Genomic DNA, 13,105 nt, shown 5'->3' on the forward strand with positions numbered 1-13,105 from the left:
TGTGTCGGGGTGCGGCAGGCCTGCCTGTAGGAGCCGGCCTCCCGCACGCGACAGGCGCAAGGAACGGCACGAAAGAAGGTGGCGCGTTCCTACAGGCGTGGCCGATCCAGCGACGTACAACCAAGTCGATGTCTTCTTCCCCGATTCCCGAAGCGGCGCCCGCGCCTGTGCCGACCTCGCTCAAGGTCATGACGGTGAACACCCACAAGGGGTTCACCGCGCTCAATCGCAAGTTCATCCTTCCCGAACTGCGGGACGCCGTGCGCACGGTGGGGGCGGACGTCGTGTTCCTCCAGGAGGTGCTGGGCACGCACTCGCGGCATTCCCGCAAGGTGAGCAACTGGCCGGAGGCGCCGCATTACGAATTCCTCGCCGACACCATGTGGCCGCAGTTCGCCTACGGCCGCAACGCGGTATATCCGAAGGGGCACCACGGAAACGCGGTGCTGTCGAAGTTTCCGATCGTGCATTTCCGCAACCACGACGTGTCGGTGAGCGGCCCCGAGAAGCGCGGCCTGCTGCACTGCGTGCTGCGCTTGCCGGGCCGCCCGGTCGATGTGCATGTGATCTGTGCGCACCTAGGTCTGGCCGAGGCGCACCGCCAGCAGCAGCTGGAGTTGCTGTGCCACATCGTGCGCGACGAGGTGCCGGCCGATGCGCCGCTGATCGTCGCGGGCGACTTCAACGACTGGCGCGGCCGCGCGCACGAGGTGCTTGAAAAAGGCGCCGCGCTGCGCGAGGTGTTCGTGCATGCCAACGGGCACGCCGCCCGGACCTTTCCGTCGCGCTTCCCGGTGCTGCAGTTGGACCGCATCTATGTGCGCAATGCCGGCGTGCATGCGCCGGTGGTGCTGCCGCGCAGGCCCTGGTCGCACCTCTCGGACCACGCCCCGCTGGTGGCGGACATCGATCTCTGAAGCGGGCAGCACCATGAGCAACGGCAACCATTGGGTCGGCGGGAATCGCATCGAGCTGCTCGAGAACGGCGAGGAGTTCTTTCCGCGCGTGTTCGAGGCGATCCGCCAGGCGCAGCGCGAAGTGATCGTCGAGACCTTCATCCTGTTCGAGGACAAGGTGGGCCTCGGGCTGCATGCGGCGTTGCGCGAGGCGGCACAGCGCGGCGCCAAGGTCGACCTGATGATCGACGGCTTCGGCTCGCCCGATCTCTCGCGCGAATTCATCGAGGGGCTCACCTCGGTCGGTGTGAAGGTGCGGGTGTTCGACCCCGGCCAGCGTTTCATGGGGCAGCGACTCAACGTGTTCCGCCGCATGCACCGCAAGATCGTGGTGGTCGATGGCGAGCGCGCCTTCGTTGGCGGCATCAACTACTCGGCCGACCACCTGCTCGATTTCGGTCCCAAGGCCAAGCAGGACTACGCGGTGGAGCTTGCCGGTCCGATCGTGGCGGAGATCCATCAGTTCGTGCTGCGCGCCATCGCCGTCGGAGGCAAGGGCGCGGGCTGGTTCCGCCGCCGGCTCAAGCAGGCGCCGCCGGTGCGGCAGACGACGGCCGGCGAGGCCGACGCGATCTTCGTGACGCGCGACAACCGCCGCCACACCAACGACATCGAGCGCCACTACCGCGCCGCGATCCGCTCGGCGCGCGAGCGCATCGTGATCGCCAATGCGTATTTCTTTCCGGGCTACCGGCTCATCAAGGAACTGCGGCGCGCCGCGCGCCGAGGCGTCGACGTGCGGCTCATCCTGCAGGGCGAGCCGGACATGCCGATCGTCAAGACGGCCGCGAGCATGCTGTACCACCACCTGCTGCATGCGGGCGTTCGCATCTACGAATACTGCGACCGCCCGCTGCACGGCAAGGTCGCGCTGATGGACGACCGCTGGAGCACGGTGGGCTCGAGCAACCTCGATCCGCTGAGCCTGTCGCTCAATCTCGAAGCCAACGTGGTCGTGCGCGACAAGGCCTTCAACGAGGTGCTGTGGGGCCGCATGGAGCACCTCATGCAGCACAGCTGCAAGAAGATCGACACGGCGGACCTCGCGAGCGAATGGAGCGGGTGGCGCCTGGTGCGAAGCTTCTTCATCTTTCACTTCTTGCGCTGGTACCCGGCGTGGCTGGACCGCCTGCCGCGCCACGTGCCGCGGCTGACGCCGGCCGAGGCGACCGATCTGGCCGAGAGACAGAGGAACGAGAAGAACAACACCGCCAACGCCACCCACACCGGCGGCGCCACGCCGACGGAAGCGGCATGAGCCCCTCGAGCCCATGAGCACCATGGCCCTTGCTCGACAGTCCTGGTGGCCCTGGGCCCGCCGGGTGGTCGTGTGGGGCTTCTTCGGGCTCGTCGCCTGGCTGCTGGTGACCCAGGCGCGCGCCATCGACTGGGACGAAGTGCTCCAGGCGATCCGTGCGCTGCCCGCGACCACGCTCCTGGCGGCCGGCGCGCTGGCCGCATGCAGCTTCGCGCTCTACAGCACCTACGACCTGCTGGGGCGGCACCTGACGAAGCACAAGCTCCCCGCCGGCTCGGTGATGGGCGTGACCTTCATCAGCTACGCGTTCAACCTGAACTTCGGCTCGCTGGTCGGCGGCGTGGCCTTTCGTTACCGGCTCTATTCGCGCCTCGGCCTGGGCAACGAGACCATCACGCGCGTGCTGGGCTTCAGCATGCTGACCAACTGGCTCGGCTACCTGGTGGTGGCCGGCGTGGCCTTCTCTTTCTGGCCGATGACGCTGCCGCCCGAATGGAAGATCGACAGCGGCGGCCTGCGCGTGCTCGGCGCGGCGTTGCTGGCGGTGTCGGTGGGCTACCTGGCGCTGTGCGCTTTTTCGGCCGGGCGCGTCTGGCGCGTGCGCGGCCACACGTTCAAGACGCCCGGCCTCGCGATGGCGCTGCTGCAGCTGGCGATGTCGTGTCTGAACTGGTCGCTGATGGGCGGCGTGATCTGGCTGCTGCTGCAGGGCCAGGTCGGCTATCCGCACGTGCTCGCGGTGCTGCTGGTGGCCGCGGTGGCTGGCGTCGTCACGCACGTGCCGGCGGGGCTGGGCGTGCTCGAAGCGGTGTTCGTCGCGCTGCTCTCCTACCAGGTGCCGGAAGCCACGCTGCTCGGGGCGCTGCTGGCCTATCGCGGCCTGTATTACCTGCTGCCGCTGGCCGTGGCGCTGTGCGCTTACCTCGCCATGGAGATGCGCGCGCGCCGCCTGCGGCGCGTGCGCTAGATCCTAGAAGTGATAGGTGTAGCGAAGGCGCAGGAACGTTTCGCCCGGGTTGGGCTTCTTGATCCCGCCGTTCGAGACGTGCTGCACCCGCAGCGCGACTTCGTGCGCCCCGTTGTCGCCGAAGCTGCGCCCGACGCCCAGCACCTCGGTGAACTGGAAAGCCGTGCTGAAGCTGCGATCGGGCGTGCGGTAGACGTGGTCCATCAAGGTCGCTCCGACGCCGCCTTCGGCGAACCAGGGCGATGCGCCGTCGCCGAAGCGGTAGCGCAAGGTGTAGATCGCGCCGATCTGCACGAAATTGCGCGGGCCGTCGTCCAGCGGGCGCGCATGCCAGTTGCTGACGAAGAAGTCTAGGTACGAGCTGAGCGGGCTGCCCGGCCGCCTTTCGACGATCGACCACGGCACCGTCATGCCGACGCTGACCGAGTTGGTGTCGCCCTTCTCGCCATGCCGCGCATGGCCGCCGTCGATGTAGAAGCCGCGGGAGTCGTCCCCAAAAGCGTGGGCCGCCGTGCCCAGCAGGCCGAAGAGGCCTGCGAACACGGCGGCCCGGAGAGGCGCGCAAAGGTTTGATTTCATGTTGTGAGCGTCCGATGCGGATAATGGAAGAGAACGGGAATCTTTACTTTCAAGCACCTCCATTGCCGGCTCGGCACGTAATTTCCACATCCGAAGGTAGGACTTGTTCAACAAGAATGAAGATTGATATTGCTGCGCTGCAGCAATCCAGACCGTCGAGGCCTATAGTGGGTCTCCTCCCCCCTCGCATCGGCCTCCACATGTCATCTCTCAGTTCCACCGCCCGTCTGGCCAATCCGCTCATGCAGTGGCTCGACCTGGCCCTCAAGACCAACGAGATGCTGCTGTCCTCCGGCTCGGTGATCCGCATGCGGACCGAGCGCATCGCTAAGGCCGGGCTCACGCCCACCGCGGCCGACTTGGCGGAGTTCCAGCTCATGGGGCACGAGAAGCTGGCCGCGGCGAGCGAATCGGGCATCGCGATGGTCAAGCAGTGGCACAACAGCCATTTCTCGCTGGCCAACAAGGTGCTGCAACAGTGGCTCCAGGGCACGACGGACTTCTTCTCGATGGCCGGGAGCATCACCCCCGCGCAGGCGGCCGCGCGCAGCGATGCCTTCGTGCAGACCGCGACCCGCACGGCGACCGCGGCCAGCCAGCTCTCCGGCGTTGCCGCCCGCATCGCGCGCGAAGGCCTCAAGCCCATTCACGCCGCAGCCACGTCGAACGCGCGGCGGCTGGCCCAGTTGCAACCCTGACGAGCGAAAAGCCCGGCGTCTTCAGGGCCGGGCGGGCACCAGCGTGAGCAGCGTGATTTCCGAAGGCGCGCCGAAGCGCTTCGGCGGTCCCCAGTAGCCGGTGCCCCGGCTCACGTAGATCCACATGTCGTGCAGCCGGTGCAGGCCCGCCGTGAAGGGCTGCTGCATCGGAACGAACAGGTTCCACGGAAAGAACTGCCCCCCGTGCGTGTGGCCCGACAGCTGCAGCTGGTAGCCCGCCGCGGCCGCCACCGTCGCGCTGCGCGGCTGGTGCGCCAGCAGCACGCGCGTGTGCACCAGCGGCGGCGCATCGAACAGCGCCAGGTGCGGATCGCTCGCATGCGCCGCATCGAAATGCCCGGCGGTGAAGTCGGTCACGCCCGCAAGCACCAATGCGCTTTCGAACAGTTCTTCATCGGTCTGCGCGCCGCGCACATTGCGCGTCTGCAGCACCACATGCTCGTTGAGCAGCACCTTCAGCCCGAGCCGGCGCAGCTCGTCGATCCAGGCATGCGCGCCCGCGTAGTACTCGTGGTTGCCGGTGACCACGAAGGTGCCGTGCCGCGCGCGCAGCCCGGCCAGCGGCGCGATGTGCTCGCGCAGTTCGGGCACCGTGCCGTCCACGAGGTCGCCGGTGATCGCGATGGCGTCGGCGCCCAGCCGGTTCACCGCGTCGACGATGCGCTGGATGTACGCGCTCCTGATCGTCGGCCCGACGTGGATGTCGCTCAGTTGCGCGATCGTGAAGCCCTCGAGCGCCGCCGGCAGTCCGCGGATCGGCACGTCGACCCGCTTCACGCTGGCCGTGCGGCGCGCGTTGATGAAGCCCACGAGCGACGTGCCCGTGGCCATGGCCAGCACCGCCAGCGCGCTCCATGGCCGCAGCGTGTTCCAGTGCACCTGCGCCACGCCCAGCGCGCTCGCCAGCCAGGTGAGCAGCAGGCCGGCATCGCGCAGCAGCGTCAGCACGAACATCGAGGAGAACCAGCCCATGCTGATCAGCCCGACCCACTTGAGCGCTTCGCCCACCGAGGCGTTGGACGCAATGCGCCGCGAGACGAAAGGCAGAGGGATCGTGAAGGCCGACACCGCCAGCAGCACCAGCGCGAGCGGCCACGCCGGCGTGAGCGTGGCCAACGCGGGCAGAAGGCGCAGCGCTATGTAGACGTGCAGCAGCGCGGTCAGGGCGCTCAGGGGGCGGATCGGCATCGGGGCAATGGGTTCGGGCATTGCCCGGGATACACCACCTGCAAGGCGCATGCCGCGCATTCAAGACGGCCGAAGACGCCGCCTTCGCTATTTTTTCTATAGCGCACGACGCCCGGATAGCGGGCGTTGCGGCTTGACGGGCGTCAAAAAATTGGCGCTGCGACGAGCGGCGCCCGCACCGGCGCCGAGTTGTTACTGCACCGTGCGCGTGCCGGCCGAGGCCATGTCGGTGCCCGCCGGCCATTCGAAGACGGCCTTGGCGGCCGCGCCCTGCAGCACGTGCAGCGGCTGCTTGAGCACTTGGCTGCCGATGCGCGCCTCGACTTCGTAGGTGCCCGGCTCCAGCCGCGCGACCATGAACGGGCCGCCCGAGACCACGTTGTCCAGCAACGCGGTGCCGCTGCTGTCGCGCACCGTGACGTGCACGCCGGCGGCGAAGTCGGCGCTGCCCTTGTGGTCCTTGACCGCGAATTCGAAGGTCGCGGGCCAGCGCGGCGACACCGTCTCCATCAGCTGCGCTTCATCGCTGCCGATGCCGCCGCTCATGTACTCGACGCCGTGCGCCATGTAGATCGGCGGATTCACCGCCGCCTGCGCCGACGACAGCACGCCGAGCAGGACGGCGCCGCACAACACCGCAGCCGCCAGCGGCCGCGTGCTCGAAGAAGAAAAACGGGAGGTCATGGTCTTGAATCCTTTCCTGGTCGTGATGGCGAGAAGCCACGCCGCCAATGTGCGGCGCACGACTTAGAAAAGGCTGACCACAGGCCGCGCACGCGGCGTGGTGCTTGCTGCTGACTGAATGCTCAGCGGGCAGCGGAGGTCTGGGCCAGCGCCTGCGTCTGGGGCATCGGCGGCGTGACCGAAGCCATGTCGAAGTTCGACGGCCAGAGGAACGATGCGCGCGCCGGCGCGCCTGCAATCACGATCAGCGACTGCGTGAGCGTGAGCCCGCCCAGCGTCACGTTCACGTCGTAGGCACCCGGGTTCAGGCGCGCCAGTATGTAGGGCGCCCGCGTTTCCACGTCCATCACCGCCTGGCCGGTGTACTTCTGGCGAATCTGGATCGAGGCCTTTGCCGGAAAGCCGGCCAGTTGCTCGCCCTTGCCGTCGCTCACGCCCAGTTCGATGGTCGCAGCCCAGCGCGGCGCCACCATTTCCATGAACTCGGCCTCGCCCTTGACGGTGCCGCCGCACATGTATTCGATGCCCTGCGCCACCTGGATGGGCGGGTTCGTGAACGCGTGGGCCGGCAAAACGGCGCCGAGGAATGCTGCTGTACCGCCCAGTACCAAAGCGGCCAGTGGCCGCCGGAGACGCGTAGGGTTCATTGCTTGTTGTCCTCGATCTTGCATGACGTGAAATCCGTCGAGGATTTTGCTTAGCAAGAGTCGGGCTAGATATAGCGTTTACGAGGAACGATCCTCGAATCGAAGTTGAACGCTATTGTTTTAATAGCTGATGACGTCCGTGTGACGGGCGTCGCGGCCAGTTTCGGACGCCGACCTCACGGAAACCCTGAGACGCAACGGTTTTGGGGCTGGCCCGCATGGGTGCATGGCCCGCGCCGGGGCGCGTGGTGAGGTCTGCGGCGGTGCGTGAGTGTGGCGGTTGTCAATGGGAGGAACACAGGAGCAGCTCGCGCATGTCAATCCTGCCCAATCAAAAATTTGAGAATGTCGATGTCCATGGGCGTACGCTAGGTGAACACTCGAGCTCGGGGGGCGAGTTTTCTGTTGCCACTGGCGGCGACCGATCGGCAGCATGGGCTTGAGCCCGCGCTCAAGCCGAATCTTGATCGTCGTGCGCGCGCTTGGTAATGTTGGCGTGGAAGTAGTGGTGTGCCGTATGCGGACCACAATCGGGGTTAGTTCTCGACGAAGTAGCAGGCAATATGACGCTTCACGAAGTGGTAGAGCAACACGCGCTAAAGCCAATACATGGTTGACATCGTCGACGCGACCACACGAAGTCGGATGATGTCCGGGATTCGATCAAAAAGCACCCAGCCAGAGCTTGCTGTGCGCCGCGCGCTTCATGCGAGAGGTTTTCGCTTTGTGCTTCACGCCTCAGGACTGCCTGGATGTCCTGATATCGTTCTTCCGAAGTGGCGCGTTGCGATCTTCGTACACGGATGTTTTTGGCATTCGCACGGGTGTCGCCTCTCAAAGATGCCAAGTAGCAACACGGCCTTCTGGTCGGCAAAGCTGGAAGACAATGAGCGACGCGATGCGCTTGCGCACATGACCCTGATTTCTGCTGGCTGGCGAACCGCCGTCGTGTGGGAATGTGCTCTGAAAACTGCTCAGTCGCGTGAACAATGGCCCGATTTAATCCTGCAGCTCGATCACTGGATCAGGTTTCAACCGAGCTCGATTAGCTTCGAGACCGGTGGCGATTCGGCTACCCCTTTAATTTCTGACTGCAATTCCTAGATGGCCTACAAGCTAATAGATTTGTTTGCCGGTCCTGGTGGCCTAGGCGAAGGTTTCACTTCGTTCAACGAAGGTAAAACCTTTGAGATCGGTGTTTCCGCCGAGATGGACGCGAGCGCACATTCCACATTGCTCCTTAGGAGTTTTTTCCGAAAGGCAAAAAAACGCGGAAATGAAAGAGCGATGCTTGCCTACTACAGGTTCTGCAACGAGGGAGTGAAGCACCCTCGCGATTTATTTCCGGAGCTGTGGGCGGCGGCGGCGGAAGAAGCTCAGCAGCTTACGTTGGGTAAGCCCGAAGACAATGAAAAACTCGACAAGCTTATTGCGATCAGGAACTTAAACGGAGAAAAGACGATTGTCATTGGTGGGCCCCCTTGCCAAGCGTATTCGCTCATCGGGCGGGCCAAAAACAAGGGCAATGCAAAGTACGTTGCTGAAGATGATCATCGTCACTATCTTTATAAGGAATATCTTCGTATTCTTCATCTGTCGAAGCCGGTCATGTTTGTGATGGAGAATGTCAAAGGAATTCTTTCTTCTCGGGTGAATGAGCGGCAAGTGTTCCATGACATCTTGAATGATTTGACAGACCCAACGCTTGCGGTAACAGGTAATTCAGGCGTCCGATACACAATTCATTCATTGGTCACGGACACACGCTTCGATTACGGCGCAGACCCTACTCAAATTGAGGCAAACGATTTCATCATTCGAGCGGAGGAATATGGGTTACCTCAAGCACGGCATCGCGTCGTTTTGCTTGGTGTCCGTGAAGACAAAAAATACTCTGGTGATCAGTTGCTGAAAAAAGCATCGCCACTGGCGGTTGAGGACGCTATCAAGAAACTACCTGCATTGCGTAGTCAGTTAAGCAAAGACGATAGTGCGAAGAAATGGTGCGAAATAGTCAGCGGGCTTGGTCGAGCTTTGAGCAAAAGTGCAAATGCCATCGAAGATCTGGCTGGCTTGTCCAAAACCCTTGCCAAGCAGGCATCTAAAATTTCCTCAGACTTTGGTACTGGTAGCCTTCGCTACGAGGATCCAGTTATGCGAGAAGCAATAACTGATTTCGAGCGGTGGGTCAGTGATGCGACTGGAAAGTTAAAGGTGCATCTAAACCATCAGGCCCGCTCGCACATGAATAGTGACTTAGGTCGCTATTTTTACGCAGCAACTTTTGCCGCGCATTATGGACGTTCACCAAAGGGGCACGCCGACTTTAACCTGAAGGGACTGGCGCCTGCGCATGCAAACTGGAAAACTGGGAAATTCGCGGATCGATTCAGGGTGCAGCAATATGGAGCGCCGAGTACTACCGTCACCAGCCATATCGCAAAAGATGGTCATTACTATATTCATCCCGACCCTTTGCAGTGTCGAAGTTTGACCGTGCGCGAAGCCGCACGCCTTCAAACTTTTCCGGATAACTATTTTTTTCAGGGAAATCGCACACAGCAATATCATCAAGTTGGAAACGCCGTGCCACCAATGCTGGCGTTTCAGATTGCAGGCGTTTGTGAGAGTATCCTAAAGAACTCGCCTGGGAAAAAAACAGGGGAAGATTCACACGTGCGAATAGTCAGGAGTTCCAATGCGACTGAAGAATGTGCCTAGTCGCTCAACCATTGAGGGGAGAAATTCGCTTGCGACCGAGGCTACACGCGTCTCTTTTTGCAGCATACTTTTCGCATCATCGCCGTTGACAGGAATTGATCTAATAAGATCAAAACGCACCATGAACGGACCAATGTTCTCGTTCTGCGAGAGCTTCATTGGAGGAAGAAAATGAAGAGAACTTTTGCTTCTATGCTGGGTAAACGCGCGTTGCTTGTTCTGCGCTTTTTCTAGATTCTGACGTACTGAGTCAGGAATTTTTTCACCTTTGGAGGTATGGGCATTCTGTTCAGCGGTGTATTTTTCAATGGCCGAAAGCATTTTTCCCCATTCCAAGCTTTCGTCGTCACAAACAGCTAGCTGAATTGATTCAACTTTCCCTGTTGCCAGATCGCATCGAGGTGTTATCACGACTTCAAGCGTCCCATTTGCATGCCGGACAATATCACCTGTGCGTAATGTCTCGTGTATTGGTGGGACAACGTACCATTCCTCGGGATGCGCGCGTTGTTTGAATTTTTCTAAAAGGGAGGCATAAACATGCGATGTTATATGCCTTGCCATGGCCGTAGCCAAAAAATCTTCATTTTGAATGCTGGGCTCTTCGAGCCAATTGCTCCAACGCGGCCAAACTGAGTGAAAAAAGAAACGCGCCATTTCTTTTTTTATTTCTTTTTGAGCGCGCCGCACGCAAATGATCATTGGAGTTTCCGAAATTAGCCAATTCAAAACGGCGCTGGTCCCTTCATTTTCCTCCCCTCCTTTTGTAAATACTTTTACCTGCGCTTTCGCATAACTTGGAATGTCGGCGCCACTAGGCTCCCCAGTGAACATCGCGATCGCGGCAAGCTCCGATTGAAGCAAGATATCTAAAACCTCATTTCCCGAGCGATCCATTGATTCTTTGCCAGGCGCCGCAAGTCTCAGATCAACAATCCCCGCGTCGAAGTCACACAGTTCGATTTTTGCTCGTGCTTCCTCTAAAGTCGAAACCACCGTCAGCACATAATTAACATTGGCCTTCAAGCTGGCGCGAACATTTTGGCGCTGAATTGTGTTTTTCCACTCTTCTTGCTCTTGGGGATTGTCTTCCACCAGTAAAAGGCGAACGATCTCAGTCATTTTTTCCTTTCGGTTGCTTTTGAGGGAAGTCAATTATGAATGTCGTATCTGCTGTATCAGCCATAAAACGCAAATCACCTTTACTGGCTCTGCATGCTTCCCGAGCTATAGCTAGTCCAAGGCCCGTGCCTTCTGAGCGCAGGCTAAACCCGACTTGAAAGAGTCTTGTCGCGTAGTTGTCCTCTATAGGCGGGCCATTGTTTGCTATGTAGATATGAACATTATCGTCAGACTGGTCGGCACTTATCGCGATGTACTTGTCCTGTTGTTCTACTGTGTCAAGCCAATGAATAGCATTTTCAAAAATATTCATCACTGCCGCTTGAAGGTCCTCGGGAAAGCCAAAAGCGGAGAGTGAGGGTATTTCTTCTGTCTTGATCTTAATATTGCCAGATGAGATAGCGTCACCAAAAAGAAGAATTGCTGCTTCAATTGGCTCTTTGAGATTAAATGAGCGCGGCGCTCCTCTTTTTTTTCCGCCCAAAGGATCTAGGCGTTTAATAAGGCGACTCATTTGTTTAACCCCATCAAGAATTACTAGGAGTTGGCGTGGCAGTTGCTCTCTAGCTAATATGCCTGCGGCATCGGTGCTAAGCAAGATGTTGCTATCTTCATTTAAATGCCTAGCGGCATTGGTCATCGGATTGAGAATTCGTCGACCTTCATGAATGACCTGCGCAACAACTAGGCCAAGCGCTGCGCGAGATTGCAAAATCTTTTGAAAAGCATCAATTTCTTCTAGAGAGGCGGAAAGGGCTGCTGAGTCTTTTTCCGCGGCGCGCCTTAGAGGTGCTCTATGCGCTTCGGGGGTCTTTTCAATTGCCTTATTTATTGCCGGTAAAGCTGCGAGTTCCTTAGTGGCATCCAAATCCGCCACAACTCGTCGACTCAGACCAGCTTTTTCCCGAAAGGCAATGCGACGCTCCTCAACATGAAGAAGGACGCCTTGGAGTATTCTCTTTAGTCTCGCAAACGCCCCGTTGTGCTCCAAACCCTCTCTACTGCTGCGCTCGATTAGTTTTGAGCGATTCTCCGAATCGATGGTAACTCTTCCAGAAACTTGGGAAAGCCCGAGTTTTCGAGAGGGGTTTTGAACGCGCTGACGTTCCAGCTCAAGCCAGTCGTTTTCAGGGTCCCCGTAAGGTCGAATCCTGAAACCCTCTCTAAACATCGCAATACCTGAGCTATCGTTCAAAATTCTGCGTGCAGCGCGAATTCCGATTTCTTCGAAATTTAGCCCCATTCGTCGAAATAGGTCTGCTACAGCATCTGCTTCGCGGTCGTAAACGTTAAGTTCGACGAAAATTGCGCCGCATGATTCTTCATCCGAATTTAATGGGGGGGCAGCAACATCGATTGATTGCTCGACGCTGTCTCCTCTAGATATTTTAAAGGTGCCCTCAAATCTGCCCTCCTCCGTGAACATGCCGACCAGTTGATAGTCGGCATGTTCAGCGACACGAAATGGTCTAATAACCGTTGGGTCTTCGTTTTCATGCTGAGGGGAAATGGCATCGTTATTTAACTCAGCAAGAATTTCTACTCCGTCAAACCCAGAGGACGACTTGGTAAATCCTGAGAGATTGAGCCGAATTTCAAAAGATGAGAGTTTTTCCTGCGAAGGAGAGGCGACGCGACGGAGCTCTCGTATAAGAGATTCAACGCGCTTTTTTGTCCATTCATCTCTCAAGTCGGAGATTTTTAGGACTACGCCCGTTGAAATGCCAGAATCGCCGGGAATATTCCGAGTTTCAACAGGGATTTCGATTAAATCAAGGTAGGTGTCAGCTAAAAAATCTTCCCAATTAACGACGACGCTGGTCTCAACGAGTCGTTCCTCGGCATCAAAAGAAACTGCCGTTAGGGTCGTTTTTGATCCCAAACGTGATGCAGCGAATCGCCCAATGCCCTTTGCCCCCAGCATCTTTCGACCCTTTGGGCTTTCTGATCGCTTTAATTTGTCGTCGGTTGCGGGTTCAAACCAGCGATTAGCGACCACTTCCGGTGTCATGCCATGACCTTCATCAATCACGACAATTTCTCCGAGCGAGGAGGGAGGATTCCTAGGGGTGATCTCTATCGAAACATAAGGGGAATCCGCGTCATAGGCATTTTTTACTAGCTCAATTACTGCAGCCTCCGGGCCGCTGATCAGCTGGTCCCCAATAGTACGAATAATGCGGGCGCGTGGCCTTAGCTTTGCCATAGGAAGCACCTATTAGAGGTCCCCGTCATCGGAGAGGAACAAACACCGCTTAAATGTA

At 59.2% G+C, this 13,105-nt stretch carries 12 protein-coding genes; 6 read left to right on the forward strand and 6 right to left on the reverse strand.

What is annotated here, in order from left to right:
- The first annotated feature begins 128 nt into the window (after nucleotides 1–128).
- Genes RT97_RS02605 through RT97_RS02615 form a run of 3 tightly spaced genes read left to right on the forward strand, consistent with a single transcriptional unit; the run spans nucleotide 129 to nucleotide 3,181 of the window.
- Nucleotides 129–917 (forward strand): endonuclease/exonuclease/phosphatase family protein, encoded by a 789-nt coding sequence (locus RT97_RS02605; RefSeq protein WP_042577237.1) that lies wholly within the window; start codon nucleotides 129–131, stop codon nucleotides 915–917.
- Nucleotides 918–930: 13 nt separating this feature from the next.
- The gene (clsB, locus tag RT97_RS02610; protein WP_042577238.1) at nucleotides 931–2,214 is read left to right on the forward strand and encodes a cardiolipin synthase ClsB; all 1,284 of its coding nucleotides are present in this window, start codon (nucleotides 931–933) and stop codon (nucleotides 2,212–2,214) included.
- A gap of 13 nt (nucleotides 2,215–2,227) precedes the next feature.
- Nucleotides 2,228–3,181, forward strand: a complete 954-nt coding sequence (locus RT97_RS02615; RefSeq protein WP_042577239.1) for a lysylphosphatidylglycerol synthase domain-containing protein — start codon at nucleotides 2,228–2,230, stop codon at nucleotides 3,179–3,181.
- A 3-nt stretch (nucleotides 3,182–3,184) separates the two neighbouring features.
- On the opposite strand, the gene RT97_RS02620 is transcribed toward RT97_RS02615, so the two are convergent.
- Nucleotides 3,185–3,760, reverse strand: a complete 576-nt coding sequence (locus RT97_RS02620) for an acyloxyacyl hydrolase (RefSeq protein WP_042577240.1) — start codon at nucleotides 3,758–3,760, stop codon at nucleotides 3,185–3,187.
- Nucleotides 3,761–3,960: 200 nt separating this feature from the next.
- Between RT97_RS02620 and RT97_RS02625 the strand changes: the two genes are divergently transcribed.
- Nucleotides 3,961–4,458, forward strand: coding sequence for a polyhydroxyalkanoate granule-associated phasin (locus RT97_RS02625; RefSeq protein WP_042577241.1), 498 nt, complete (start codon nucleotides 3,961–3,963; stop codon nucleotides 4,456–4,458).
- A gap of 21 nt (nucleotides 4,459–4,479) precedes the next feature.
- Here the strand turns inward: RT97_RS02625 and RT97_RS02630 are convergent, their stop codons facing one another.
- The 3 genes from RT97_RS02630 to RT97_RS02640 form a co-directional block, all read right to left on the reverse strand.
- Nucleotides 4,480–5,727 (reverse strand): metallophosphoesterase, encoded by a 1,248-nt coding sequence (locus RT97_RS02630; protein WP_042577242.1) that lies wholly within the window; start codon nucleotides 5,725–5,727, stop codon nucleotides 4,480–4,482.
- Between the two features lie 132 nt (nucleotides 5,728–5,859).
- Entirely contained in the window at nucleotides 5,860–6,351 is a 492-nt protein-coding gene (locus RT97_RS02635) for a hypothetical protein (protein ID WP_042577243.1), read from the reverse strand.
- 122 nt (nucleotides 6,352–6,473) lie between these two features.
- Entirely contained in the window at nucleotides 6,474–6,998 is a 525-nt protein-coding gene (locus RT97_RS02640; RefSeq protein ID WP_042577244.1) for a hypothetical protein, read from the reverse strand.
- Between the two features lie 609 nt (nucleotides 6,999–7,607).
- Here RT97_RS02640 and RT97_RS02645 point away from each other — a divergent pair.
- Both RT97_RS02645 and RT97_RS02650 read left to right on the forward strand, forming a co-directional pair.
- Nucleotides 7,608–8,102 (forward strand): very short patch repair endonuclease, encoded by a 495-nt coding sequence (locus RT97_RS02645; RefSeq protein WP_042577245.1) that lies wholly within the window; start codon nucleotides 7,608–7,610, stop codon nucleotides 8,100–8,102.
- Nucleotides 8,103–9,719, forward strand: coding sequence for a DNA cytosine methyltransferase (locus RT97_RS02650; RefSeq protein ID WP_080898150.1), 1,617 nt, complete (start codon nucleotides 8,103–8,105; stop codon nucleotides 9,717–9,719). It abuts the gene before it with no gap.
- Here RT97_RS02650 and RT97_RS32980 read toward each other — a convergent pair.
- Entirely contained in the window at nucleotides 9,669–10,841 is a 1,173-nt protein-coding gene (locus tag RT97_RS32980) for a hypothetical protein (RefSeq protein ID WP_155403713.1), read from the reverse strand. The two genes, RT97_RS02650 and RT97_RS32980, sit on opposite strands and share 51 nt — an antisense overlap.
- A complete protein-coding gene (locus RT97_RS32315; protein WP_042577246.1) occupies nucleotides 10,834–13,047 on the reverse strand; it encodes a sensor histidine kinase in 2,214 nt (737 codons plus the stop codon). The genes RT97_RS32980 and RT97_RS32315 overlap by 8 nt, the downstream gene beginning before the upstream one ends.
- Nucleotides 13,048–13,105 lie beyond the last annotated feature (58 nt).

It is taken from the genome of Variovorax paradoxus (assembly GCF_000834655.1).
In the GTDB taxonomy this organism is placed as follows: Bacteria; Pseudomonadota; Gammaproteobacteria; order Burkholderiales; family Burkholderiaceae_C; genus Variovorax; species Variovorax paradoxus_F.